Origin of the sequence: Citrobacter freundii complex sp. 2024EL-00216, assembly GCF_043945515.1 — a bacterium.
Taxonomy (GTDB): domain Bacteria; phylum Pseudomonadota; class Gammaproteobacteria; order Enterobacterales; family Enterobacteriaceae; genus Citrobacter; species Citrobacter portucalensis.
Genome location: NZ_JBIMRA010000006.1, coordinates 83586 through 107250, shown reverse-complemented (window position 1 = coordinate 107250; position 23665 = coordinate 83586). Strand labels below are relative to the sequence as shown.

The 23665-nt window shown below is 52.2% G+C and carries 21 protein-coding genes and 2 tRNA genes; 7 read left to right on the top strand and 16 right to left on the bottom strand.

Features of this window, described 5'->3' with window-relative positions; genetic code table 11:
* Positions 1 to 98: 98 nt before the first annotated feature.
* The 4 genes from infB to ACHHZ7_RS09750 form a co-directional block, all read right to left on the bottom strand.
* Positions 99 to 2789, bottom strand: coding sequence for a translation initiation factor IF-2 (gene infB / locus ACHHZ7_RS09765; protein ID WP_032945099.1), 2691 nt, complete (start codon positions 2787 to 2789; stop codon positions 99 to 101).
* Positions 2790 to 2813: 24 nt separating this feature from the next.
* Positions 2814 to 4301 carry a transcription termination factor NusA gene (gene nusA / locus ACHHZ7_RS09760; RefSeq protein WP_003024992.1) on the bottom strand — a complete coding sequence of 496 codons (1488 nt, stop codon included), beginning with the start codon at positions 4299 to 4301 and terminating at the stop codon, positions 2814 to 2816.
* Positions 4302 to 4329: 28 nt separating this feature from the next.
* Positions 4330 to 4782: a ribosome maturation factor RimP gene (gene rimP, locus ACHHZ7_RS09755; RefSeq protein WP_003024996.1), complete on the bottom strand. Its 453-nt coding sequence runs from the start codon at positions 4780 to 4782 to the stop codon at positions 4330 to 4332.
* Between the two features lie 207 nt (positions 4783 to 4989).
* Positions 4990 to 5066: transfer RNA gene (locus ACHHZ7_RS09750), tRNA-Met, on the bottom strand.
* 333 nt (positions 5067 to 5399) lie between these two features.
* Here ACHHZ7_RS09750 and argG point away from each other — a divergent pair.
* On the top strand, positions 5400 to 6743 hold the full coding sequence (gene argG / locus ACHHZ7_RS09745) for an argininosuccinate synthase (RefSeq protein WP_005131837.1): 1344 nt from the start codon (positions 5400 to 5402) through the stop codon (positions 6741 to 6743).
* Positions 6744 to 6939: 196 nt separating this feature from the next.
* Here the strand turns inward: argG and ACHHZ7_RS09740 are convergent.
* The 3 genes from ACHHZ7_RS09740 to ACHHZ7_RS09730 form a co-directional block, all read right to left on the bottom strand.
* Positions 6940 to 7026: transfer RNA gene (locus ACHHZ7_RS09740), tRNA-Leu, on the bottom strand.
* Positions 7027 to 7035: 9 nt separating this feature from the next.
* Positions 7036 to 7368, bottom strand: coding sequence for a preprotein translocase subunit SecG (gene secG, locus ACHHZ7_RS09735; RefSeq protein WP_003025000.1), 333 nt, complete (start codon positions 7366 to 7368; stop codon positions 7036 to 7038).
* Positions 7369 to 7535: 167 nt separating this feature from the next.
* Complete coding sequence (locus ACHHZ7_RS09730; protein WP_060683134.1) at positions 7536 to 8429, bottom strand: LysR family transcriptional regulator; 894 nt, start codon at positions 8427 to 8429, stop codon at positions 7536 to 7538.
* Positions 8430 to 8577: 148 nt separating this feature from the next.
* Between ACHHZ7_RS09730 and iadA the strand changes: the two genes are divergently transcribed.
* Positions 8578 to 9711, top strand: a complete 1134-nt coding sequence (iadA, locus tag ACHHZ7_RS09725; protein ID WP_192463944.1) for a beta-aspartyl-peptidase — start codon at positions 8578 to 8580, stop codon at positions 9709 to 9711.
* A 10-nt stretch (positions 9712 to 9721) separates the two neighbouring features.
* Positions 9722 to 11188, top strand: coding sequence for a C4-dicarboxylate transporter DcuC (dcuC, locus tag ACHHZ7_RS09720; protein ID WP_060683132.1), 1467 nt, complete (start codon positions 9722 to 9724; stop codon positions 11186 to 11188).
* Positions 11189 to 11232: 44 nt separating this feature from the next.
* On the opposite strand, the gene glmM is transcribed toward dcuC, so the two are convergent.
* From glmM to rlmE, 4 genes are all read right to left on the bottom strand, one after another.
* The gene (gene glmM / locus ACHHZ7_RS09715; RefSeq protein WP_008785919.1) at positions 11233 to 12570 is read right to left on the bottom strand and encodes a phosphoglucosamine mutase; all 1338 of its coding nucleotides are present in this window, start codon (positions 12568 to 12570) and stop codon (positions 11233 to 11235) included.
* A complete protein-coding gene (folP, locus tag ACHHZ7_RS09710; protein ID WP_048225717.1) occupies positions 12563 to 13411 on the bottom strand; it encodes a dihydropteroate synthase in 849 nt (282 codons plus the stop codon). The genes glmM and folP overlap by 8 nt, the downstream gene beginning before the upstream one ends.
* 98 nt (positions 13412 to 13509) lie before the next feature.
* The gene (gene ftsH / locus ACHHZ7_RS09705; RefSeq protein ID WP_003025013.1) at positions 13510 to 15444 is read right to left on the bottom strand and encodes an ATP-dependent zinc metalloprotease FtsH; all 1935 of its coding nucleotides are present in this window, start codon (positions 15442 to 15444) and stop codon (positions 13510 to 13512) included.
* A 99-nt stretch (positions 15445 to 15543) separates the two neighbouring features.
* On the bottom strand, positions 15544 to 16173 hold the full coding sequence (gene rlmE / locus ACHHZ7_RS09700) for a 23S rRNA (uridine(2552)-2'-O)-methyltransferase RlmE (RefSeq protein WP_003025015.1): 630 nt from the start codon (positions 16171 to 16173) through the stop codon (positions 15544 to 15546).
* A 125-nt stretch (positions 16174 to 16298) separates the two neighbouring features.
* Here rlmE and yhbY point away from each other — a divergent pair, with 125 nt between their 5' ends.
* Positions 16299 to 16592 (top strand): ribosome assembly RNA-binding protein YhbY, encoded by a 294-nt coding sequence (yhbY, locus tag ACHHZ7_RS09695; protein ID WP_003025016.1) that lies wholly within the window; start codon positions 16299 to 16301, stop codon positions 16590 to 16592.
* Between the two features lie 153 nt (positions 16593 to 16745).
* Here the strand turns inward: yhbY and greA are convergent, their stop codons facing one another.
* Positions 16746 to 17222 (bottom strand): transcription elongation factor GreA, encoded by a 477-nt coding sequence (gene greA / locus ACHHZ7_RS09690; protein WP_003025019.1) that lies wholly within the window; start codon positions 17220 to 17222, stop codon positions 16746 to 16748.
* Positions 17223 to 17470: 248 nt separating this feature from the next.
* Between greA and dacB the strand changes: the two genes are divergently transcribed.
* Complete coding sequence (dacB, locus tag ACHHZ7_RS09685) at positions 17471 to 18904, top strand: serine-type D-Ala-D-Ala carboxypeptidase (protein ID WP_032945109.1); 1434 nt, start codon at positions 17471 to 17473, stop codon at positions 18902 to 18904.
* Positions 18905 to 19004: 100 nt separating this feature from the next.
* Here dacB and cgtA read toward each other — a convergent pair whose 3' ends face one another.
* From cgtA to rplU, 4 genes are all read right to left on the bottom strand, one after another.
* On the bottom strand, positions 19005 to 20177 hold the full coding sequence (cgtA, locus tag ACHHZ7_RS09680) for an Obg family GTPase CgtA (protein WP_003828732.1): 1173 nt from the start codon (positions 20175 to 20177) through the stop codon (positions 19005 to 19007).
* A gap of 15 nt (positions 20178 to 20192) precedes the next feature.
* Complete coding sequence (locus ACHHZ7_RS09675; RefSeq protein ID WP_032945110.1) at positions 20193 to 21158, bottom strand: DMT family transporter; 966 nt, start codon at positions 21156 to 21158, stop codon at positions 20193 to 20195.
* A gap of 127 nt (positions 21159 to 21285) precedes the next feature.
* A complete protein-coding gene (gene rpmA, locus ACHHZ7_RS09670; RefSeq protein ID WP_003025030.1) occupies positions 21286 to 21543 on the bottom strand; it encodes a 50S ribosomal protein L27 in 258 nt (85 codons plus the stop codon).
* A 19-nt stretch (positions 21544 to 21562) separates the two neighbouring features.
* Positions 21563 to 21874, bottom strand: a complete 312-nt coding sequence (gene rplU, locus ACHHZ7_RS09665; protein WP_003025032.1) for a 50S ribosomal protein L21 — start codon at positions 21872 to 21874, stop codon at positions 21563 to 21565.
* Between the two features lie 258 nt (positions 21875 to 22132).
* Here rplU and ispB point away from each other — a divergent pair, with 258 nt between their 5' ends.
* Both ispB and sfsB read left to right on the top strand, forming a co-directional pair.
* Positions 22133 to 23104 carry an octaprenyl diphosphate synthase gene (gene ispB / locus ACHHZ7_RS09660; RefSeq protein WP_003839953.1) on the top strand — a complete coding sequence of 324 codons (972 nt, stop codon included), beginning with the start codon at positions 22133 to 22135 and terminating at the stop codon, positions 23102 to 23104.
* A gap of 220 nt (positions 23105 to 23324) precedes the next feature.
* Positions 23325 to 23609, top strand: a complete 285-nt coding sequence (sfsB, locus tag ACHHZ7_RS09655) for a DNA-binding transcriptional regulator SfsB (RefSeq protein ID WP_003025035.1) — start codon at positions 23325 to 23327, stop codon at positions 23607 to 23609.
* The last annotated feature ends 56 nt before the right edge of the window (positions 23610 to 23665 follow it).

The window sequence follows — 23665 nt, the reverse complement described above, 5'->3', positions numbered from 1 at the left end:
CGGTGATTAGGCTGTAGGCCTGATAAGCGTAGCGCCATCAGGCATTACATTGCCGGATGTCGGCGTAAACGCCTTATCCGGCCTACACCCGAACAACCTTAAGCAATTGTACGTTTGATCTCGATGATCTCGAACACTTCGATCATATCGCCAACGCGAACGTCGTTGTAGTTCTTAACGCCGATACCACATTCCATACCGTTACGGACTTCGTTGACGTCATCTTTGAAGCGGCGCAGGGATTCCAGCTCGCCTTCATAGATAACCACGTTGTCGCGCAGTACGCGGATTGGGTTGTGACGTTTAATCGTGCCTTCGGTAACCATACAGCCTGCGATAGCGCCGAATTTCGGTGATTTGAACACATCACGAACTTCAGCCAGACCAATGATCTGCTGTTTCAGTTCCGGAGACAGCATGCCGCTCATCGCTGCTTTCACTTCGTCGATCAGATGATAGATGACGGAGTAGTAACGCAGATCCAGGCTTTCTGATTCGATAACTTTACGTGCAGAGGCATCAGCACGTACGTTGAAGCCAACCAGAATCGCGTTGGATGCCGCAGCCAGGGTCGCGTCGGTTTCGGTGATACCACCTACGCCAGAACCGATGATCTTCACTTTTACTTCGTCGGTAGACAGTTTCAGTAAAGAGTCGGAAATCGCTTCTACAGAACCCTGTACGTCAGCCTTCAGCACGATGTTCACTTCGTGAACTTCGCCTTCGGTCATGTTGGCGAACATGTTCTCAAGTTTAGATTTCTGCTGACGAGCCAGTTTAACTTCACGGAATTTGCCCTGACGGTACAGTGCAACTTCACGCGCTTTCTTCTCGTCACGAACGACGGTCACTTCATCACCGGCAGCCGGAACACCGGACAGACCGAGGATTTCCACCGGAATGGACGGACCGGCTTCCAGTACTTCCTGACCCAGTTCGTTACGCATCGCACGAACGCGGCCATATTCGAAGCCACACAGAACGATATCGCCCTTGTTCAGGGTACCTTCGCGAACCAGGACGGTAGCGACCGGGCCACGACCTTTATCCAGGAAGGATTCGATAACCGCACCGCTCGCCATACCTTTACGGATAGCTTTCAGTTCCAGTACTTCGGCCTGCAGCAGGATAGCATCCAGCAGTTCGTCGATACCGGTACCCGCTTTCGCAGAAACGTGAACGAACTGGCTCTCGCCGCCCCACTCTTCCGGCATGATGCCGTACTGGGACAGTTCGTTTTTAACGCGATCTGGATCCGCTTCCGGTTTATCGATTTTGTTGACTGCAACAACTACCGGCACACCTGCCGCTTTCGCGTGCTGGATAGCTTCGATAGTCTGCGGCATCACGCCGTCGTCTGCTGCAACAACCAGAACAACGATATCCGTCGCCTGAGCACCACGAGCACGCATGGAGGTAAACGCGGCGTGACCCGGGGTGTCCAGGAAGGTGATCATACCGTTGTCAGTTTCAACGTGGTACGCACCGATGTGCTGAGTAATGCCGCCCGCTTCGCCAGAGGCCACTTTCGTTGAACGAATGTAGTCCAGCAGAGACGTTTTACCGTGGTCAACGTGACCCATGATGGTCACTACCGGTGCGCGCGGTTCAGCCGCAGCGCCGGTGTCACGGTCGCTCATTACTGCTTCTTCCAGCTCGTTTTCACGACGCAGGATAACTTTGTGGCCCATCTCTTCGGCAACCAGCTGTGCGGTTTCCTGGTCGATGACCTGGTTGATGGTCGCCATTGCGCCCAGCTTCATCATCGCTTTGATGACCTGAGAGCCTTTAACCGCCATCTTGTTCGCCAGATCGCCAACGGTGATGGTTTCGCCGATCACAACGTCACGGTTAACAGCCTGAGCTGGCTTCTGGAAGCCCTGCTGCAGAGCGGAACCTTTACGCTGCTTGCCGCCTTTACCACCGCGAACCGCTGCACGTGCTTCTTCACGGTCAGCTTTAGATTCAGCGTGTTTATTGCCTTTCTTCGCCGGACGCGCGGCTTTAGTGCTGCGAGTACGACCACGACCGCCTTCAACTTCACGATCGTTCTCGTCTTCAGCCTGGCGAGCATGCTGAGAGGTGGTGACGTGATAATCACTGGTGTCTTCGACAGGTTCAGCGTTATTCACACCATTTTTCTCGTTTTCTTCCGCCATACGGCGAGCTTCTTCCGCTACGCGGCGCGCTTCTTCTTCAAGCTTGCGACGTGCTTCTTCTTCCGCTTTACGCTTCAGTTCTGCGGCTTCATTTTCACGGCGGGCTTTTTCGGCCTGGGCGGTTTTAGTCATATCGTCGGTCTGTTGATTGCTCACTTTGTCTTTTTCCGCAGCTTCACGTTTCGCTTTATCAGCGGCTTCACGCTTAGCTTGTTCTGCGGCCTCACGTTCGGCTTTTTGTTGCGCCTCGCGTTTGGCAGCTTCTTCTGCCTCACGACGGGCTTGCTCTTCCGCTTCACGCTGCGCCTGCTCTTCCGCGGCAAGGCGTTCAGCCTCTTGCGGATCGCGTTTCACAAAGGTGCGTGTCTTGCGGACTTCGATTTGTACCGATTTGCTTTTTCCACCGGTACCTGGAATATTGAGAGTACTGCGCGTTTTACGCTGCAATGTCAACTTATCCGGCGCTGAGCCGTTTTCACGGTTCAAATGCGCCAGTAAGGTTTGTTTCTCTTGTGCGGACACAGAGTCGTCAGCAGACTTCGGGATACCGGCATCAGCAAATTGCTGTACCAGGCGATCTACGGAAGTCTGTATCTCTGCAGCCAGCGTTTTTACGGTTACATCTGTCATACTGTTCCTTCCTGCTACAGTTTATTACGCTTCGTCGCCGAACCAGCAAATATTACGGGCAGCCATAATCAGCTCACCGGCTTTTTCGTCGGTCAACCCTTCGATATCAGCCAGATCATCAATGCCCTGTTCAGCGAGATCTTCCAGCGTACAAACACCACGGGCCGCCAGTTTGAAGGCCATCTCACGATCCAATCCTTCCAGATTCAGCAGATCGTCAGCCGGTTTGTTATCACCGAGGCTTTCTTCCTGGGCCAGTGCCAGAGTGGTCAGTGCGTTTTTAGCACGCTCGCGCAGCGCTTCAACGGTCTGTTCATCCAGGCCGTCAATTTCCAGCAGTTCTTTCATTGGCACGTAGGCCAGTTCTTCCAGCGTCGCAAAACCTTCTTCCACCAGAACGGTCGCGAAATCTTCATCGATATCGAGATATTTGGTGAAGGTATCGATGGCTGCATGTGCTTCAGCCTGATGCTTCGCTTGCAGGTCATCAACGGTCATCACGTTGAGTTCCCAACCGCTCAGTTGTGAAGCCAGGCGGACGTTCTGACCATTACGTCCAATCGCCTGAGCCAGGTTACCGGCTTCAACCGCGATATCCATGGTGTGTTTGTCTTCATCCACCACGATAGAAGCGACGTCTGCTGGTGCCATTGCGTTAATCACGAACTGCGCCGGGTTATCATCCCACAGGACGATATCGATACGCTCGCCGCCCAGTTCGGTAGAAACCGCCTGAACGCGCGCACCGCGCATACCAACACAGGCGCCGACCGGATCAATACGCTTGTCGTTGGTCTTAACGGCGATTTTCGCACGCGATCCCGGATCGCGAGCAGCCGCTTTAATTTCGATAACTTCTTCGCCGATTTCCGGCACTTCAATGCGGAACAGCTCAATCAGCATTTCCGGCTTGGAACGGGTTACGAACAGCTGTGCACCGCGCGCTTCCGGGCGAACTGAGTACAGAACACCACGAATACGGTCACCAGGACGGAAGTTTTCACGCGGCAGCATGTCTTCACGCAGGATCACAGCTTCAGCATTGCTGCCCAGATCCAGTGAAATGTTGTCGCGGTTTACTTTCTTCACCACACCGGTGACGATTTCGCCTTCATGTTCGCGGAACTGATCAACAACCATTGCGCGTTCAGCTTCACGTACTTTCTGTACGATAACCTGCTTCGCGGTCTGGGTAGTGATACGGTCAAAGGTGACAGATTCAATCTGATCTTCAACATATTCGCCCACGTTCAGACTTTCGTCTTCGAAGCGTGCCGCTTCCAGCGTAATTTCTTTGGTCGGCTGAGTAACTTCTTCTACGATTACCCAACGACGGAAGGTATCGAAATCACCGCTTTTACGATCGATTTCTACGCGAACGTCGATCTCTTGCTCATATTTTTTCTTTGTTGCTGTAGCCAGCGCACTTTCCAGCGCTTCAAAAATTTTCTCGCGTGGCAGCGCTTTTTCGTTGGATACGGCTTCAACAACAGCCAAAATTTCTTTGTTCATCGCGGGCTTTTCACCTCAATCCAGACTGTTAAAAGTGGGGAACCAGGTTCGCCTTCTGGATATTACTCAGCGCGAACACTTCATCTTTGCCTTCGACTGTGACCGTGATCATCTCACCGTCCACCGCTTTGATAACGCCCTGCCATTTACGACGGTTTTGTACCGCCATACGAAGAACCAGCGTGACTTCTTCACCCAGGAAACGCACGTAGTGTTCAGCTGTGAACAGAGGACGGTCGAGACCCGGAGAGGAGACTTCCAGGTTATAGGCAACGGTGATTGGGTCTTCGACATCCATCACGGCGCTTACCTGATGGCTCACATCAGCACAATCATCAACATTGATGCCATCTTCACTATCAATATAGATGCGCAGTGTGGATGTGCGACCACGAATAAATTCGATGCCGACCAGTTCGTAGCCCAGGGCTTCAACTGGCGCTGTAATCATCTCTGTTAATTTTTGCTCTAATGTGGACAAGCCCACCCCCAAGACATAAAAAAAGGGCCTAAAGCCCAGTTATTCTGTAGTCAGATAACAAAAAACCCCGATAAATCGGGGCTTTAGATAACTGAACCCTATAACCGCACCTGCGGTTCGGAGAACCTTCCGAAAGAATTTTTTTCAAATCCAGCTACGAAGGCCTAAGTCTTCACAGTATATTTGAAAAAGAACTCTAAGGGAAAGTGGTTGCGGGGGCCGGATTTGAACCGACGACCTTCGGGTTATGAGCCCGACGAGCTACCAGGCTGCTCCACCCCGCGCCTGAAACGTGGCAAATTTTACTCGTTTTGGGTAAAAAATGCAAATACTGCTGGGATTTGGTACCGAGACGGGACGTAAAATCTGCGCACAGTATATTGATTCACTATGCGTTATGTCAACCTTGTTACGACTATGCAAATCAATGAATGCTGCCCAGCGCTAGCCCAGCAAGATAAATATGCCGCCCACGCCGTTATTTAACGAAATTATCACTAAACTCTTCCTGTCATCCAGAAAAGATGATTAAATGAAAACTCATTTATTTTGCATAAAAATGCAATTAGTATAATAAGCCGACCTCTTCACCAGTCTATCAAGCAGGGTTTTATTTTATGACGACGATTCTCAAGCATCTCCCGGTAGGTCAACGTATTGGTATCGCTTTTTCCGGCGGCCTGGACACCAGTGCAGCACTGCTGTGGATGCGACAAAAAGGGGCTGTCCCATATGCATATACTGCGAATTTGGGCCAGCCGGATGAGGATGACTATGACGCCATTCCTCGCCGTGCAATGGAATATGGTGCTGAGAATGCTCGCCTGGTAGATTGCCGTAAGCAGCTGGTTGCCGAAGGGATCGCTGCCATTCAGTGCGGTGCATTCCACAACACCACTGGCGGACTGACCTATTTCAATACCACCCCGTTGGGCCGCGCCGTGACCGGCACCATGCTGGTTGCCGCAATGAAAGAAGATGGTGTAAACATCTGGGGTGACGGTAGCACCTATAAAGGTAACGATATTGAACGTTTCTATCGTTACGGTCTGCTGACCAACGCCGAACTGCAGATTTACAAACCATGGCTGGATACCGATTTTATCGATGAACTCGGCGGTCGCCATGAGATGTCCGAATTTATGATTGCCTGTGGTTTCGACTACAAAATGTCCGTTGAGAAAGCGTACTCAACAGACTCCAATATGCTCGGTGCGACTCACGAAGCAAAAGATCTGGAATTCCTGAATTCCAGCGTCAAAATCGTCAACCCGATTATGGGCGTGAAGTTCTGGGATGAGAGCGTGAAGATCCCGGCAGAAGAAGTGACCGTGCGTTTTGAACAGGGTCATCCGGTTGCTCTTAACGGTAAAACCTTCAGCGACGACGTTGAGATGATGCTGGAAGCCAACCGTATCGGCGGCCGTCACGGTCTGGGTATGAGCGATCAGATTGAAAACCGTATCATTGAAGCGAAGAGCCGTGGCATCTACGAAGCCCCGGGGATGGCATTGCTGCATATCGCCTACGAGCGTCTGCTGACCGGTATTCACAACGAGGATACCATCGAGCAGTATCACGCGCACGGTCGCCAGCTGGGTCGTCTGCTGTATCAGGGCCGCTGGTTCGACTCTCAGGCGCTGATGCTGCGTGACGGTCTGCAGCGTTGGGTTGCCAGCCAGATTACCGGTGAAGTGACGCTGGAACTGCGTCGCGGTAATGACTACTCAATCCTCAACACCGTGTCTGACAATCTGACGTACAAACCAGAACGTCTGACGATGGAAAAAGGCGACTCCGTATTCTCTCCGGACGACCGTATCGGTCAGTTGACCATGCGTAATCTGGATATCACCGATACCCGCGAGAAGCTGTTCGGCTATGCGCAGTCTGGCCTGCTGACCGCCTCTTCCGCAACCGGCCTGCCGCAGGTTGAGAATCTGGAAAATAAGGCGAAGTAAAGATTCACTATCTTAAGGCCGCGAAAGCGGCCTTTTTTATGCGCGGAATATAGGATGTCTGTAGGCCTGATAAGCGTAGCGCCATCAGGCGTTGTAATAATGTCGGATGGCGGCGTTAACGCCTTATCCGACCTACAGGATAGCCACAAATAACAGACGAAAAAAAGACGCTTTGCAGCGTCTTTTTTTTGGAATTTGGTACCGAGGATGGGACTCGAACCCACAAGCCCGTTAGGGCACTACCACCTCAAGGTAGCGTGTCTACCAATTCCACCACCTCGGTACAGAATACTTAGCGTGGGATATCGCTGGTCGGCTGAGCCGGAGCAGCTGGCTGAGTTTGCTCGGTTTTCGCCGGTGCGCTCAGATTTTCCCACTCACTTCCTTTATTGGTCTTATTGCTGTTCATGTTACCCAGCACCAGACTGATGATGAAGAACAAGGTTCCCAATACAGCTGTCATACGGGTCATGAAGTTACCAGAACCACTTGAACCAAACAGAGTACCAGAAGCGCCTGCGCCAAAAGAGGCTCCCATATCAGCGCCTTTGCCTTGCTGCAGCATGATCAAGCCTACCAGGCCAATTGCCACAATAAGGAAAACTACTAAAAGAGCTTCGTGCATAATCAACCTGTTCCTTGCGGAGTTGCCGCGTACAATGCTTCGACCATTAAAGCGGGAATATTTACTGTTTCCCACTGAAGCGGGTGTGAATACTAACCAAAGCGAATAACCTTCGCAAGGGCAATTTGTTAGCATTGTATCAACTGCGGAAAAAATCGCCATATCAATCAAAAACGCAGCAACTTCTCCCAGCATCTCTGCATAACGGCACGTTGATCTTCAAGATTCGCCCATACCACAACGGGGATTTCACAAATCAGGTCTGTATTTTCTGGCCAGCAGTGAATAATTTGCTGATTCACCAACTCTTCCGCCACCATCGATTCAGGTAACCAGGCCATTCCCATATGGCGCAGTACCATTTCTCGTATCGTTTCGCTTAAACCACTCTCAAATACTTTTTTTAGCCGTGGGCGGACGCGTTGTTCTGCCGACTCAATAATACGTCTGACAAAGGTGTAGTCGCTGTAGCATAGCCACGGAATCGGAGCATGCGGATCATTAAGCGCATCAGCCAACCGGGATGAAATAACCGGTATAAATCGCTCATACCGCCATAGTGAACGTTTTAACCCTCCGGCGATCTCCAGCCCCGGCTGGGCAGACGGTAAATCGTAGGTCACCAGTAAATCAATTTGCCGGTTCATCAGGGCATTGAAGTGGTTGTCTATCCCCTGGATACTGGCGTTAACCGTAAAGTTTAACTGCGGCTCACTCTGTCGCAGGTAGTTGATCATATCCGGCAGGATATTCACCGACAGCGTATGCAGGCTGACCATCACCAGCGTGTTATCCGTTGCTGGCGTCATCGCCGACAGCTCATGGCGTGCCTCTGTTAACGTGCTGAGAACGTGCCGGGCATAAGGTTCAAAGCGTTCACCATAGCGCGTCAGCGTGACAGGGGTCGTTGTCCGGTCAAACAAAGGCACGCCCAGCACCTCTTCCAGCGCCTTTATACGCCGACTCAACGCAGGTTGAGTAATATGCCGCTGCGCCGCGGCCTGAGAGTAGTTTCCATGCTGGCTCAAGGCCAGAAAATCTTCCAGCCACTTACAATCCACGTTGTGCTCTCCGCCATGCCATAACCGCATCCTCCAATAACAAATCGGTAATAGTCATAGTTATAGTAATGGCTTTATGGTGGGCATCATAACAACAATATTTCGTTTCACCTGCCGACTCTCACCCTCGACGTTTGACAGGACCGCTATGTTTACTTTATTGACCAATGCCCGTGTTTTTTCTCCTGAGGATTTAGGCCTCTGCTCCCTGCTCATTCATGCCGACCGAATTGTGGCGGTAGAAAAAGATATTTCATTGTTTGATGGCATCAACGAGGTCATCGATTGTCGGGGTAAATGGGTTATCCCTGGTATCATCGATCAGCATGTTCATCTTACCGGTGGCGGTGGTGAAGCCGGATTTGCCAGTCGGACGCCCGCCGTCAAGCTGCACGACCTAATTCAGGCAGGTATTACCACGGTGGTTGGCGTGTTAGGCACCGATGCCATTTCTCGTTCACCCAAAGATCTCTACGCTAAAATGCAGTCTCTCAACCTTGAGGGATTACGCGCGTTTATGCACACGGGAGCCTACGCCGTTCCCAGCCCAACCATTACGCGATCCATCCGCGATGATATGGCCTTCATTCCGGCAATTCTTGGTGTAAAAATCGCCCTCGCCGATCACCGTGGCTCTTACCCCTCTTTCCAGGAGTTGCTGAGGATAGTGAGCGATATTCGCGTCGCTTCCCTGCTGGCTGGGAAAAAAGGCTTGCTGCATGTGCACCTGGGGAATCTGCCGGAAGGGATGTCGCAACTTATTGAGCTGTGTGATGCGGGTATTCCGATTCACCATATTTCACCGACGCATGTTGCGAGAACTGAACCCTTGTTCGAACAGGCGATTGCTTTCGCCCATCGCGGCGGCCATATCGACGTTACGTCTGGCGGCAGCCGCTTTACACCTCAGGAACAGGCGATCCTCCACGCCCTGGAAGCGCAGGTTCCGGCGGATCGCATCACGATCAGTTCTGACGGCAATGGCAGCGTTCCGCGCTTTAACGCTCAGGGTATCGTTGAAGGTTTAAGCGCGGCACCGGTCGCAGGCAATCTTAACCTGCTTCCTCGCCTGATTGATGTCGGGATTCCGGTGTCACAGGCCATCGCGATGCTGACGGCAAACGTTGCGCGCTCGCTGGGTATTTCCGGGGGCGTGCTCTGCGCCGGGGAACGTGCCGATATCTGTGTACTCAATGATGACCTCTCGCTGGCCCATCTGTTTGCCGCGGGTAAACCGTTGCTGCGGGATGGCGAGTGCCTGGTTACCGGCAACTTCGAGTAAGGGGGCAAGAATGTCATTGCTACTGGCGCTAATCGCCATCATTTTTGCCGGACGTCTGATCCTCAAAAAATATCACCCCCAGTCGGTACTGTTATTGACCGGGATTGTGCTGTTGCTTATCGCGCATTTTAGCGGAATGACCTCACTCAGTGGCCTGGTGAAAAAGAGCACCGGATTTGGCCCCTTTGACGCCTTTGAGTTTATTCGCGATACCCTGAGCGCGCGTCTCGGCGGCCTCGGACTGCAAATTATGCTGATTGGTGGTTTTGCCACCTACATGTCAGCCATTGGCGCAAGCCAGGTACTGGTTCGGGTGACGTCTCGTCCTTTGCAACGGCTGAACTCGCCATATCTGCTGCTGGGGCTGGCACTGCTATTGGGTCAATTCCTGTCGCTGTTTATCAGCAGCGCCACCGGATTGGGTCTGCTGCTGATGGCGACGCTTTACCCGCTGCTAACCCGTCTTGGCTGTAGCCGCGCCGCGGTTGCCGCCGTTATCGCCAGTACCTGTGCGGTTGAGTTTGGCCCCGGCTCCGGCAACTCTGTTCTCGCCGCCAAAACCGCAGGCATCGAGGTCGTGAACTATTTCGTGCAGGATCAGTTGCCGATCGTTGTGCCCGTCATTCTTTTCATCGCCCTACTGCATATTGTTGTGCAACGCTTTTTTGACCGTCGGGAAAGTGGCGACAATGCAGCTCAGCAAATGCAGACATTAACGGCGACTGATGAAGCCGACGCACCTATCGCCTGGCTGTTTCTGCCTATGTTGCCGCTGGTATTGATGCTGGTGTGCAGCGATTTAGTATTCAGCTCACTCAAAATCACGCTGGATACCGCCGTACTGATAAGCCTCGCTATTACGCTGGTTTGTGAGTACTGCCGTCATCGCAAGGCGCGCGAGGTTATGGCTGGCGTACAAAAGGTTTTTGACAGCATGGGCAGCGTTTTTGCCACCGTCGTGACGCTGATTATCGCCGGTGAAGTCTTTTCCGCCGGACTGAAAGCCATTGGTGCCGTTGACGCACTGTTGTCACTTTCCGGTGAATTTGGCCTCAGCGCCGCCTCTATTATCCTGCTGATGACCCTGATCACCTTCGCAATTTCAGCGCTGATGGGCTCCGGGAATGCGGCATTTTTCTCCTTCGCACCCATGGTGCCGGACATCAGCCGTCATATCGGTAGCGATATCGCTGTCATGATGTTGCCTATCCAGATCTCGGCGGGTATTGGTCGTACACTATCGCCCATCGCCGGCGTAATCATTGCTATCGCAGGGATTGCAGGCGTCTCGCCTGTGGATATTGTTAAGCGTACCGCGATTCCGATGCTGGGCGGTTGGCTACTGATGATTGCGTTAACTTTTGCCCGGTCTGGGCATCTGCTGGCGGTTCTGCCGTGGCTGGCAGTCCTTGTGCTACTGATGGTCGGTGGTTACTTCTGGCAGCGCCGACGTAAACAGCCGCTTGCCGTACAGTAAAAAAAAGCCGGAGTCTCAGACTCCGGCTTTCACTTTCTTCGGAATTACGCCGCTTTCACAGCATCGGCAATACGGTGGGCGAATTCAGTCACCTGCGCTTCGTCTTCACCTTCAACCATCACACGAATTAACGGTTCGGTACCAGACTTACGCAGCAGGACGCGTCCACGGTTACCCAGCGCCGCTTCCACTTCCGCCATCACCGCTTTCACGTTTTCATGTTCCAGTGGATCGCCGCTACCTGCTGTGTATCGTACGTTAACCAGCAGCTGTGGGAACATTTTCATGCCGCTGCACAGGTCGTGCAGGCTCATATGGTTGCGTACCATCGCCGCCAGCACCTGCAGACCCGCCACGATACCGTCACCAGTAGTGGTTTTGTCCAGCAGGATCACATGACCAGAGTTTTCGGCACCGATACGCCAGCCTTTTTCCTGCATTTTTTCCAGCACATAACGGTCGCCAACTTTTGCACGGGCAAACGGAATACCCAGCTGTTTCAGCGCCAGCTCGAGGCCCATGTTGCTCATCAGCGTACCTACCGCGCCACCGCGCAGCTGCCCCTGACGCAGGGCTTCACGGGCGATGATGTACATGATCTGATCGCCATCGACCTTATTACCTTCGTGATCAACCATAATGACGCGGTCGCCATCGCCATCCAGTGCAATACCCAGATCGGCTTTTTCCGCAATCACGCGCGCCTGCAGGGCACGGACGTCGGTGGCGCCGACTTCTTCATTGATATTCACACCGTTTGGCTCACAGCCAATGGCAATCACGTTTGCACCCAGTTCACGCAGTACATTTGGCGCAATGTGGTACGTCGCACCGTTAGCGCAATCCACCACAATTTTAAGCTCATTCAGACTCAGTTCGTTCGGGAAGGTGCCTTTGCAAAACTCGATATAGCGACCGGCAGCATCAACGATACGCGTGGCTTTACCCAGTTCAGCGGAATCCACGCAGGTGATCGCTTTTTCCATCTCGGCTTCAATGGCTTCTTCCACTGCATCCGGCAGTTTAGTCCCGTCGGTAGAGAAGAATTTAATCCCGTTGTCATAGTACGGGTTGTGCGAAGCGGAGATAACAATCCCGGCCTCAGCACGGAAGGCGCGCGTCAGATACGCAACGGCGGGTGTTGGCATTGGCCCTGTGAATGAGGCTGAGAGTCCGGCGGCAGCCAGGCCCGCTTCCAGCGCAGACTCCAGCATATAGCCGGAAATACGCGTATCTTTACCGATAATAATTTTACGTGAACCATGACGAGCAAGCACTTTCCCTGCAGCCCAGCCCAGCTTGAGCACAAAGTCAGGAGTAATTGGGGCATCGCCTACGCGACCGCGGATCCCATCAGTGCCAAAATATTTACGATTACTCATAGCGTTTTTTTTCCTTTGCAGACAATGTGGCTTCCACCACACGCATCGCTTCTACGGTTTCTTTGACGTCATGGACACGAACGATCTGCGCCCCCTGCATTGCGGCAATCACCGCGCACGCAAGGCTACCGCTCAGGCGTTCAGATGGCCCCACATTCAGTAACTGGCCAACCATTGATTTTCGTGACATCCCAACCAGCAATGGCAGATTAAAATGATGAAACTCAGACAAACGTGCCAGTAATGTGTAGTTGTGAGTGAGATTTTTACCGAATCCGAATCCGGGGTCGAGCAACAATTTATCTTTTGTGATTCCAGCCCGCTCGCAACGTGCTATTTGCTCAACAAAGTAACGGTTTACCTCAGCAAAAACATCCTCATACTTTGGTGCTTCCTGCATGGTTTTCGGCTGCCCCTGCATATGCATCAGGCAAACCGGTAATCCGGTCTCCGCTGCGGCTTCCAGCGCTCCAGGCTCCGAGAGTGAGCGAATATCATTGATGATATGCGCGCCAACTCTGGCGCATTCGCGAATCACTTCGGGTTTTGAGGTATCGACCGAAATCCACACTTCAAAACGCTGAGCAATCGCCTCGACCACTGGGATCACTCGCTGCAACTCTTCTTCCACACTCACATCAGCCGCGCCCGGACGCGTGGACTCACCGCCCACATCAATGATAGTCGCCCCGGCGTTAATCATCAGGTTTGCGTGTTTTACCGCCTCAACCAGAGAGTTGTGCGCTCCACCATCGGAAAATGAGTCTGGCGTGACGTTCAAAATCCCCATGACGTGCGGATGGCTGAGATCCAGTGAAGAACCCTGAGCAAAGAGTTTCATAGTTTTATCCCTGGTAAAATCTTGAATATGCAGATAAGAAAAACCCCGGAGCAAGCCCCAGGGTTTTCAATTAAAACACGGTCATCATCAACGATAACTTATTTGTCGCCCAGTTGCTCTGACATAGTGCCAGAGTCCGGCGCACGCGGTTCATCAACCGGACGCGGTGCACTCGGCTTGCCGGTGCTGCCAGAGTTGTTGTTAGAAGAACCCGGTTCTTCCCAACCCGCTGGCGGACGCACGTCGCGGCGAGCCATTAGATCGTCAATCTGCGGCGCATCGATGGTCTCATATTTCATGAGCGCATCTTTCATCGAGTGCAGAATGTCCATGTTTTCGTTCAGCAAACGACGAGCACGGTCATAGTTACGCTCAATCAGCAACTTAACTTCCTGATCGATAATGCGAGCGGTTTCATCGGACATGTGTTTCGCTTTCGCCACAGAACGTCCCAGGAACACTTCGCCTTCTTCTTCAGCGTACAGCAACGGACCGAGTTTATCGGAGAAGCCCCACTGAGTAACCATGTTACGCGCCAGGTTAGTCGCGACTTTAATGTCGTTCGACGCACCGGTAGAAACATGTTCAGCACCGTAGATGATCTCTTCCGCCAGACGGCCGCCGTACAGTGTGGAGATCTGACTTTCCAGTTTCTGACGGCTGGCGCTGATTGCGTCGCCTTCAGGCAGGAAGAAGGTCACACCCAGCGCACGACCGCGCGGGATAATCGTTACTTTGTGCACCGGATCGTGTTCCGGTACCAGGCGACCGATAATCGCGTGGCCAGCTTCGTGATACGCGGTAGATTCTTTCTGCGCTTCCGTCATCACCATGGAGCGACGTTCCGCACCCATCATGATTTTGTCTTTCGCTTTTTCGAACTCAACCATCGACACTACGCGCTTGTTGCCACGAGCAGCAAACAGCGCCGCTTCGTTCACCAGGTTCGCGAGGTCCGCACCGGAGAAGCCAGGCGTGCCACGTGCAATGATTGCCGCATCGATATCCGGAGACAGCGGTACGCGACGCATATGCACTTTCAGGATCTGTTCACGACCGCGAACGTCTGGCAGACCAACCACAACCTGACGGTCGAAACGGCCTGGACGCAGCAGCGCAGGGTCAAGAACGTCCGGACGGTTAGTTGCTGCGATAACGATAATACCTTCGTTACCTTCGAAGCCGTCCATCTCAACCAGCATCTGGTTCAGCGTCTGTTCACGTTCATCGTGACCACCGCCCAGACCTGCGCCACGCTGGCGACCTACGGCGTCGATTTCATCGATGAAGATGATGCACGGTGCCGCTTTCTTGGCTTGTTCGAACATGTCACGCACACGAGATGCACCGACACCCACGAACATTTCCACGAAATCAGAACCGGAAATTGTGAAGAATGGAACCTTCGCTTCACCTGCGATAGCTTTCGCCAGCAAGGTTTTACCCGTACCCGGAGGACCAACCATCAGGACGCCTTTCGGGATTTTACCGCCCAGTTTCTGGAAACGGCTCGGTTCGCGCAGATACTCAACCAGCTCAGCGACTTCTTCTTTTGCTTCGTCACAACCCGCAACGTCAGCAAAAGTCGTTTTGATCTGATCTTCCGTCAGCATGCGCGCTTTGCTCTTGCCGAACGACATGGCACCTTTGCCACCACCGCCCTGCATCTGACGCATGAAGAAGATCCAGACACCAATCAGCAGCAGCATTGGGAACCAGGAAATGAAGATAGAAGCCAGCAGGCTCGGCTCTTCAGGTGGTTCGCCAACAACCTTGACGTTTTTGGTCAGCAGGTTATCAAGCAGCTTCGGATCGTTAACCGGGATGTAGGTCGTGTAACGGTTACTATCTTTCTTGGTAACGTTAATCTCACGTCCGTTGATCTTCGCTTCACGAACCTGGTCCTGATTGACCTCTTGCAGGAAGGTAGAGTAATCAACCTTACGGCCATTAGACTCGCTGGGCCCAAAGCTCTGGAATACTGACATCAGCACAACGGCAATGACCAGCCAGAGAATTAGGTTTTTCGCCATGTCACTCAAGGGATTAACCTCATATTACAACTGTGTTAAAAACAGCGTCAGGATACTCTATATCCAGTTTCTTTCAAACTTTCGTTTGAAATCTGCCGGTTATGGTTTACGCCCGGTCGCTACAATATACACTTCACGCGAACGGGCGCGAGAAGAGTCCGGCTTACGAACTTTGACCTTCGTAAACAGGGAGCGAATCTCTCTTAGATACTCATCGAAGCCTTCGCCCTGGAACACCTTCACTACAAAACTACCACCTGGCGCTAATACATCACGAGCCATTCCAAGCGCCAGCTCTACCAGATACATGGCCCGGGGAATATCCACCGCCGGTGTTCCACACATATTTGGCGCCATATCAGACATGACAACTTGTACTTTACTGTCACCTACGCGTTCAAGTAACGCTTTCAGGACTAATTCATCACGAAAGTCGCCCTGAAGGAAGTCCACACCAACGATTGGATCCATAGGTAAAAGATCGCAAGCGATAATGCGGCCGGTGTTGCCGATCTGCGTAACTGCATATTGCGACCAGCCACCGGGTGCAGCACCGAGATCAACTATCGTCATCCCCGGTTTAAAAATTTTGTCACTTTGCTGTATTTCATCAAGTTTAAACCAGGCACGGGAACGTAACCCCTTTTTCTGCGCCTGTTGAACATATTTATCGCTAAAGTGTTCCTGAAGCCAGCGACTCGAGCTGGCAGAACGCTTTTTACCTGTCATTTCACATTCCCAAAGGGCAGTTCATCGTAACCAATGGTGTAAATTTCTACACAGCTATTTGGTGATATATGGGAGATGGCGGTAGAATGACCCGTTTTCAATCCCAACGTAAGCAAAAATATACGATGAATCTGAGTACTAAACAAAAACAGCACCTGAAAGGTCTGGCACATCCGCTCAAGCCTGTAGTTATGCTTGGCAATAATGGTTTGACCGAAGGGGTACTGGCCGAGATTGAACAAGCGTTAGAGCACCATGAACTTATCAAGGTGAAAATCGCCTCGGAAGATCGCGATACTAAAACCTTGATCGTGGAAGCTATCGTACGCGAAACCGGCGCCTGCAATGTACAGGTCATCGGCAAAACGCTGGTACTGTATCGCCCGACTAAAGAACGTAAAATCTCGCTGCCACGCTAAGAATATCCCAAAGTTGCACACGAAGTTTGTGTAAAACGCGGGGTTTTCCGCTAGCAGGAGAGCAAAATGCCACGCTCTCTTCGTTGATAAAAGGCCGCTATGCGGCCTTTTTCCTTTCTTTACAATGTATCAACATCTTAACCAAGATGCGAATTACAGGTATTCTACCTTCGTCACTTCATATTCCACTTCGCCGCCCGGCGTTTTGATAACTACGACGTCATCCTGCTCTTTACCGATCAGGCCACGAGCGATAGGCGAGTTCACTGAAATCAGGTTCTGTTTAAAATCGGCTTCATCATCGCCGACAATACGCCATGTCTGCTCTTCATCGTTATCGAGATTCAGAACGGTAACCGTCGCACCGAAAACAACGCGGCCATTGTTCGGCATTTTAGTAACGTCGATTACCTGCGCGTTGGACAGTTTAGCTTCGATATCTTTAATGCGTCCTTCGCAGAAACCCTGCTGTTCGCGCGCCGCGTGATACTCCGCGTTCTCTTTCAGGTCACCGTGCTCACGCGCTTCAGCGATAGCGGCAATAATTTCAGGACGGCGCACAGATTTCAGAAAATCCAGCTCTTCGCGCAGTTTTTCAGCACCACGTAAGGTCATCGGGATAGCTTGCATTTGTTATACCTCTTGAACATTCCTGTAGGGGGTAGTTGCTCTCACCCCGGCTGCTAAGCCCACCCTGGCGTGTGTCATGCCAGAGTCAGAAGCAAAAAAATACCGACCCGGGGCTCAAGGTCCCAGGTCAGCTACAATTCTCTATTTGATGATCATTTTAACCTGGAGTTCCTTATGGGTCATCGTTTACTTTTTGGGGCGTTGCGCCGTAGTATGACGGCCTGTTTCCAGGTTGTTAGCGCGAGATTATGCGATTTTCCAGATTTACCATCGGATTGACTGCCAGTATAGCGTTCAGCGTTCAGGCTGCGAACGTCGACGAGTATATCAATCAGCTCCCTGCCGGGGCCAACCTCGCCCTTATGGTACAGAAGGTTGGCGCACCTGCACCCGCGATTGATTTTCATAGCCAGCAGATGGCGCTGCCCGCCAGTACCCAGAAAGTAATCACCGCGCTGGCAGCATTGATTCAGCTCGGGCCTGACTTTCGTTTTACCACCACGCTTGAGACCAAAGGCAGCGTGGAAGGCGGCGTATTGAAAGGTGACTTAGTGGCACGATTTGGTGCCGATCCGACGCTAAAACGCCAGGATATTCGCAATATGGTGGCAACCCTGAAAAAATCAGGTGTGACGCAAATTGCCGGAAATGTCCTGATCGACACCTCTATTTTTGCCAGTCATGATAAAGCGCCCGGCTGGCCCTGGAACGACATGACGCAGTGTTTTAGTGCACCGCCCGCAGCGGCTATTGTCGATAGAAACTGTTTCTCAGTTTCACTCTACAGCGCGCAAAAACCCAACGATCTCGCCTTTATTCGCGTGGCATCTTATTACCCGGTCACCATGTTCAGTCAGGTGCGAACTCTCGCCCGAGGTTCTGCGGAAGCGCAATATTGTGAACTGGATGTGGTTCCCGGTGATCTCAACCGCTATACGCTGACCGGATGCCTGCCACAACGTGCCGATCCGCTGCCGCTGGCGTTCGCCATTCAGGACGGTGCCAGCTATGCCGGGGCAATTATCAAAGATGAGCTAAAACAAGCAGGTATCACCTACAGCGGTACACTGCTGCGCCAGACGTTGGTCAACGAACCAGGAACGGTGGTCGCCAGTAAGCAGTCGGCACCTCTGCACGACCTGCTTAAGATTATGCTGAAAAAATCGGACAACATGATTGCCGATACCGTTTTCCGTATGATTGGTCATGCCCGATTTAACGTGCCGGGCACCTGGCGGGCGGGTTCTGACGCCGTGCGCCAGATTTTGCGTCAGCAGGCAGGCGTCGATATCGGCAACACCATTATTGCCGACGGTTCTGGCCTCTCCCGCCATAACCTGATTGCCCCAGCGACCATGATGCAGGTGCTGCAATATATCGCTCAACACGATAACGAGCTGAACTTTATCACTATGCTGCCGCTGGCGGGCCACGACGGCTCTCTGCAATACCGTGCGGGTCTGCATCAGGCTGGTGTGGATGGCAAAGTATCGGCGAAGACAGGCTCGCTGCAGGGGGTTTATAACCTCGCAGGTTTCATCACCACGGCAAGCGGCCAACGCATGGCATTCGTGCAGTATTTATCTGGTTATGCGGTAGAGCCAGCTGACCAGCGTAATCGCCGTATTCCGTTGGTGCGCTTCGAGAGCCGGTTGTACAAGGATATTTATCAGAATAACTGAGTGCATTATTGCCGGATGTCGACGCTAACGCGTCTTATCCGGCCTACGATATGATGCCGTCCGTAGGCCGGATAAGCGCTAGCGCCATCCGGCGACGAGATTAACGCTTGTAGATGAACTCAACGCCTTCTTCGTCGTCTTCGTCCCAATCGTCATCCCAGTCATCTTCCGCTTCGTCTTCGACTTCAGCGAGCTGCTGGCGGTGATAATCATCCCACATGAACTCAACTTTCTCTGGCTGTTTCGCTTCTTCAGCCTGAACAATCGGGTTCTCGATGATAAAGGTCATCACATCCCAGCAGAGATCTTTCACGCCCAGTTGGCTGGCGGCAGAGATCAGGTAATATTTACCTTCCCAACCCAACGCTTCGGCGATAGCTTTCGCTTTCTCTTCCGCTTCAGCCTTGTCCATCAAATCAATTTTGTTGAACACTAACCAGCGCGGTTTAGATGCCAGATCCTGACTGTATTTTTCCAGTTCGCCAATAATGATACGTGCGTTTTCAACTGGATCAGAGCCATCAATCGGATCGATATCGATGAGGTGAAGCAGTACACGGCAACGTTCCAGGTGTTTCAGGAAGCGGATGCCCAGGCCTGCGCCTTCAGCCGCGCCTTCAATCAGTCCCGGAATGTCGGCAACCACGAAGCTCTTTTCGTTGTCCATACGCACCACGCCCAGGCTCGGCACCAGGGTGGTAAACGGATAATCAGCGACTTTCGGCTTCGCCGCGGACACCGCACGGATAAACGTCGATTTCCCAGCGTTTGGCATGCCCAGCATACCCACGTCCGCCAGCAGCATCAGCTCCAGCATCAGATCGCGCTTATCACCCGGCGTACCCATTGTTTTCTGACGCGGAGTACGGTTAACCGAGGATTTGAAACGGGTGTTGCCCAGACCGTGCCAGCCACCTTTAGCGACCATCAGACGCTGACCGTGTTTGGTCATGTCGCCCATGGTTTCGCCCGTGCCCTGATCGATAACACGCGTACCAACAGGTACTTTAATGGTAACGTCTTTGCCACGCTTACCGGTGCAATCACGGCTCGCGCCATTCTGACCACGTTCCGCACGGAATGATTTTTCAAAACGGTAATCGATCAGTGTGTTCAGGTTTTCGTCGGCTTCCAGCCAAACGTCACCACCGTCACCACCATCACCACCGTCCGGACCGCCTTTTGGAATGTACTTTTCGCGGCGGAAGCTGACGCAACCATTACCGCCATCACCTGCAACGACCAGAATCGATGCTTCATCAACAAACTTCATTTTACTCTCCGTAAATCATTCGCCTGAGCGGGGTTGCGAAACCACCGTTTCATGCTTACGTAAACCGCCCCAAATTCGATGACCAATGGCGGAATACATCGCGCCCGCAACCACGATAAACGCACCGAGATAACCTAATAGGTTTAGCATCGGTCTGGCGAAGAAATCGGGCCAGGCCAGTGATAATAAATCTGAAAATAACAACGTAAACAGCGGTGTGAGCGTGATAAGAGCGCTCACCTGCGCCGCCTGCCAACGCGCCATCGCTTCCGCGAGAGCGCCATATCCTACCAGCGTATTCAGGCCGCAGAATACCAGGCATGCCAGCTGCCAGTCGCTGAGCTGCGTGATGACACCGGGTTTAGCCAGCGGCAACAACGCAATCGTACATAAAGTGTACAGTAAAAACAGGATCTGCGGTGATGCCAGGCGGCGCAATAACACCTTTTGCGCGACCCCATAGCTCACCCAGACCATCGCCGCACCGACACCAAAGATAACGCCCCAGGTGTAATCGGTGAGTCGGGTAAAAATTTCGATCAGACTGGTATTAAAAAACAGGACCAGGCCGCTCAGAAGCATAATGGCGCCAATCACCTGCGTGCCGCGCATCTTTTCTTTCAGGATAAAGACGCTGGCGATCATCATACCAACCGGTGACAGCTGACCGATAACCTGCGAAGCCGTTGGGCTCAAATACTGCAAGGATGAACTAAACAGAATGAAGTTACCGAACAACCCACCGGTTGCGATAGCCAGCAACACCAGCCAACGCGCTTTGCGAAAAATACGCAACGGAGGGAGCTTTTTTTTAACCGCAAGAATAGCGCCAAGGCCAACGCTTGCCATTAAAAAACGGTAGAACACCACGGTAGGAGGCTCCATCACCTCCAGCACTTGCTTCATTGCTATTGGCAAAGCGCCCCAACATACTGCCGTTGTGAGTGCTAACAGAATACCAATGCCTGCCTGCTGCTTCATGCCGTATTCCCTGCAAGGGCTCGTTTCCGGGTTGTCACGGCGCGACGAGCGTATTTACCGGCCGTCGAATGTAAAAAGCCCCGCAACGTGTTGCGGGGCTTTTATCCGTTACCGGGACGCGAAAAACTTATTCAGCAACGATGCTGATGAATTTACGGTTTTTCGGGCCTTTCACTTCAAATTTCACTTTACCGTCTGCTTTAGCAAACAGAGTGTGGTCTTTGCCGCAACCAACGTTGGAGCCAGCGTGGAATTTAGTACCACGTTGACGAACGATGATGCTACCAGCCAGAACTGTTTCACCGCCGAAGCGTTTTACGCCCAGACGTTTAGCTTCTGAATCGCGACCGTTACGAGTCGAGCCGCCAGCCTTTTTATGTGCCATTTAATCTGCTCCCCTTAACTTAAGCGCTGATGCCAGTGATTTTCACATCAGTGAACCACTGACGATGGCCCTGCTGCTTACGGTAGTGTTTACGACGACGAAACTTAACAATTTTAACTTTCTCGCCACGACCGTGAGCAACGACTTCAGCTTTGATAACGCCGCCATCAACGAAAGGAACGCCGATTTTGACTTCTTCACCGTTTGCGATCATCAGAACTTCTGCGAATTCAACAGATTCGCCAGTTGCGATGTCCAGCTTTTCCAGGCGAACGGTCTGACCTTCGCTTACTCGGTGTTGTTTACCACCACTTTGGAAAACCGCGTACATAAAAAACTCCGCTTCCGCGCACACCTTTTTGATGATTCAGAGTGCGCTATAAATATTCACAATAGGGCGCGAATATTACGCAAAACGCGAGCCTTTGACAAGTGCTACCGTCAATACATGAAGAAAAAAAACACAACACGTACGGTAACGTTTATCTACGGCGTTTTTTCAGTACAATCAGCATATATTTATAACCCTAAACCCGACGTTACCTTCCCACACAGTAAGGTAATCGGGGCGAGAAGCCCGGCTTTTGCGATGAATTTAGAAAAAATCAATGAGTTAACCGCGCAAGATATGGCGGGGGTCAATGCGACAATCCTTGAACAGCTCAATTCCGACGTTCAGTTGATCAATCAACTGGGGTACTACATCGTTAGCGGCGGCGGAAAACGCATTCGCCCAATGATCGCCGTCCTCGCCGCGCGGGCCGTTGGCTACCAGGAAAATGCGCACGTTACGATTGCGGCCCTCATCGAGTTTATCCACACAGCGACCCTACTGCACGACGATGTTGTGGATGAGTCAGACATGCGCCGTGGGAAAGCCACAGCAAATGCGGCGTTTGGTAATGCGGCCAGCGTGCTGGTTGGCGATTTTATCTATACCCGTGCATTTCAGATGATGACCAGCCTTGGCTCGTTGAAAGTGCTGGAAGTCATGTCGAAAGCAGTCAACGTCATTGCCGAAGGCGAAGTCTTGCAGTTGATGAACGTCAACGACCCGGACATCACCGAAGAAAACTATATGCGCGTCATCTACAGTAAGACCGCGCGTTTGTTTGAAGCGGCAGCCCAATGTTCAGGTATTCTGGCTGGCTGTAGCGAAGAACAAGAAAAAGGGTTGCAGGATTATGGCCGTTATCTCGGTACCGCTTTCCAGTTAATTGACGATTTGCTGGATTACAGCGCAGATGGCGAGCAGCTGGGTAAAAACGTCGGTGATGACCTCAACGAGGGTAAACCAACGCTGCCACTGCTGCATGCCATGCGCCACGGCACCCCAGAACAAGCGCTAATGATCCGCCAGGCCATTGAGCAAGGTAATGGTCGTCACCTTCTGGAACCGGTTCTGGAAGCGATGAACGCCTGTGGTTCTCTGGAATGGACCCGTCAGCGGGCAGAAGAAGAGGCTGATAAAGCCATCGCTGCGCTGCAGGTGCTGCCTGATACACCGTGGAGAGAAGCGCTGATTGGTCTGGCACATATTGCCGTACAGCGCGACCGTTAATTCCCTACAGCATCCTCCCTCATCCCGTGCCCTGCACGGGATTTTCTTATAAGCTCCAGTAATCATTTCCCCCTTCCAGATAATCACGAAGAACCTTGGCATATTCTGAATATACGCACACTTTACATGAACATTTTAGAACATTCGTTCTTCGGGCGTTATAGTGTCGGCACAACCGATCGCGAAACCGTAAGCCGTTAACCAAAGGAGAGATGAATTGATGGAAAGCAAGCTGATTGACTGGCATCCGGCCGACATCATCGCCGGACTGCGCAAGAAAGGGACCTCAATGGCCGCTGAATCACGTAAAAATGGATTGAGTTCATCAACGCTGGCCAATGCGTTAACGAGACCATGGCCAAAAGGTGAGTTGATTATCGCCCGGGCACTGGGAACTGACCCCTGGGTGATTTGGCCGTCACGCTATCACGATGCCAAAACGCATGAGTTCATCGACAGAACGCGGATGATGAGGAGTCGCAGAGAGAAAAAGAATCCGGAATGAACATTGAGCTGTAACCCCCGGCCAACTGAACTGGGGGTTACAAGAGACGTTGACGA

Bases quoted from the DNA above. Each gene is read 5' to 3' on its own strand.
- infB (WP_032945099.1), bottom strand. From the start codon at position 2,789: ATGACAGATGTAACCGTAAAAACGCTGGCTGCAGAGATACAGACTTCC.
- nusA (WP_003024992.1), bottom strand. From the start codon at position 4,301: ATGAACAAAGAAATTTTGGCTGTTGTTGAAGCCGTATCCAACGAAAAA.
- argG (WP_005131837.1), top strand. From the start codon at position 5,400: ATGACGACGATTCTCAAGCATCTCCCGGTAGGTCAACGTATTGGTATC.
- secG (WP_003025000.1), bottom strand. From the start codon at position 7,368: ATGCACGAAGCTCTTTTAGTAGTTTTCCTTATTGTGGCAATTGGCCTG.
- iadA (WP_192463944.1), top strand. From the start codon at position 8,578: ATGTTTACTTTATTGACCAATGCCCGTGTTTTTTCTCCTGAGGATTTA.
- dcuC (WP_060683132.1), top strand. From the start codon at position 9,722: ATGTCATTGCTACTGGCGCTAATCGCCATCATTTTTGCCGGACGTCTG.
- glmM (WP_008785919.1), bottom strand. From the start codon at position 12,570: ATGAGTAATCGTAAATATTTTGGCACTGATGGGATCCGCGGTCGCGTA.
- folP (WP_048225717.1), bottom strand. From the start codon at position 13,411: ATGAAACTCTTTGCTCAGGGTTCTTCACTGGATCTCAGCCATCCGCAC.
- ftsH (WP_003025013.1), bottom strand. From the start codon at position 15,444: ATGGCGAAAAACCTAATTCTCTGGCTGGTCATTGCCGTTGTGCTGATG.
- rlmE (WP_003025015.1), bottom strand. From the start codon at position 16,173: ATGACAGGTAAAAAGCGTTCTGCCAGCTCGAGTCGCTGGCTTCAGGAA.
- yhbY (WP_003025016.1), top strand. From the start codon at position 16,299: ATGAATCTGAGTACTAAACAAAAACAGCACCTGAAAGGTCTGGCACAT.
- greA (WP_003025019.1), bottom strand. From the start codon at position 17,222: ATGCAAGCTATCCCGATGACCTTACGTGGTGCTGAAAAACTGCGCGAA.
- dacB (WP_032945109.1), top strand. From the start codon at position 17,471: ATGCGATTTTCCAGATTTACCATCGGATTGACTGCCAGTATAGCGTTC.
- cgtA (WP_003828732.1), bottom strand. From the start codon at position 20,177: ATGAAGTTTGTTGATGAAGCATCGATTCTGGTCGTTGCAGGTGATGGC.
- ACHHZ7_RS09675 (WP_032945110.1), bottom strand. From the start codon at position 21,158: ATGAAGCAGCAGGCAGGCATTGGTATTCTGTTAGCACTCACAACGGCA.
- rpmA (WP_003025030.1), bottom strand. From the start codon at position 21,543: ATGGCACATAAAAAGGCTGGCGGCTCGACTCGTAACGGTCGCGATTCA.
- rplU (WP_003025032.1), bottom strand. From the start codon at position 21,874: ATGTACGCGGTTTTCCAAAGTGGTGGTAAACAACACCGAGTAAGCGAA.
- ispB (WP_003839953.1), top strand. From the start codon at position 22,133: ATGAATTTAGAAAAAATCAATGAGTTAACCGCGCAAGATATGGCGGGG.
- sfsB (WP_003025035.1), top strand. From the start codon at position 23,325: ATGGAAAGCAAGCTGATTGACTGGCATCCGGCCGACATCATCGCCGGA.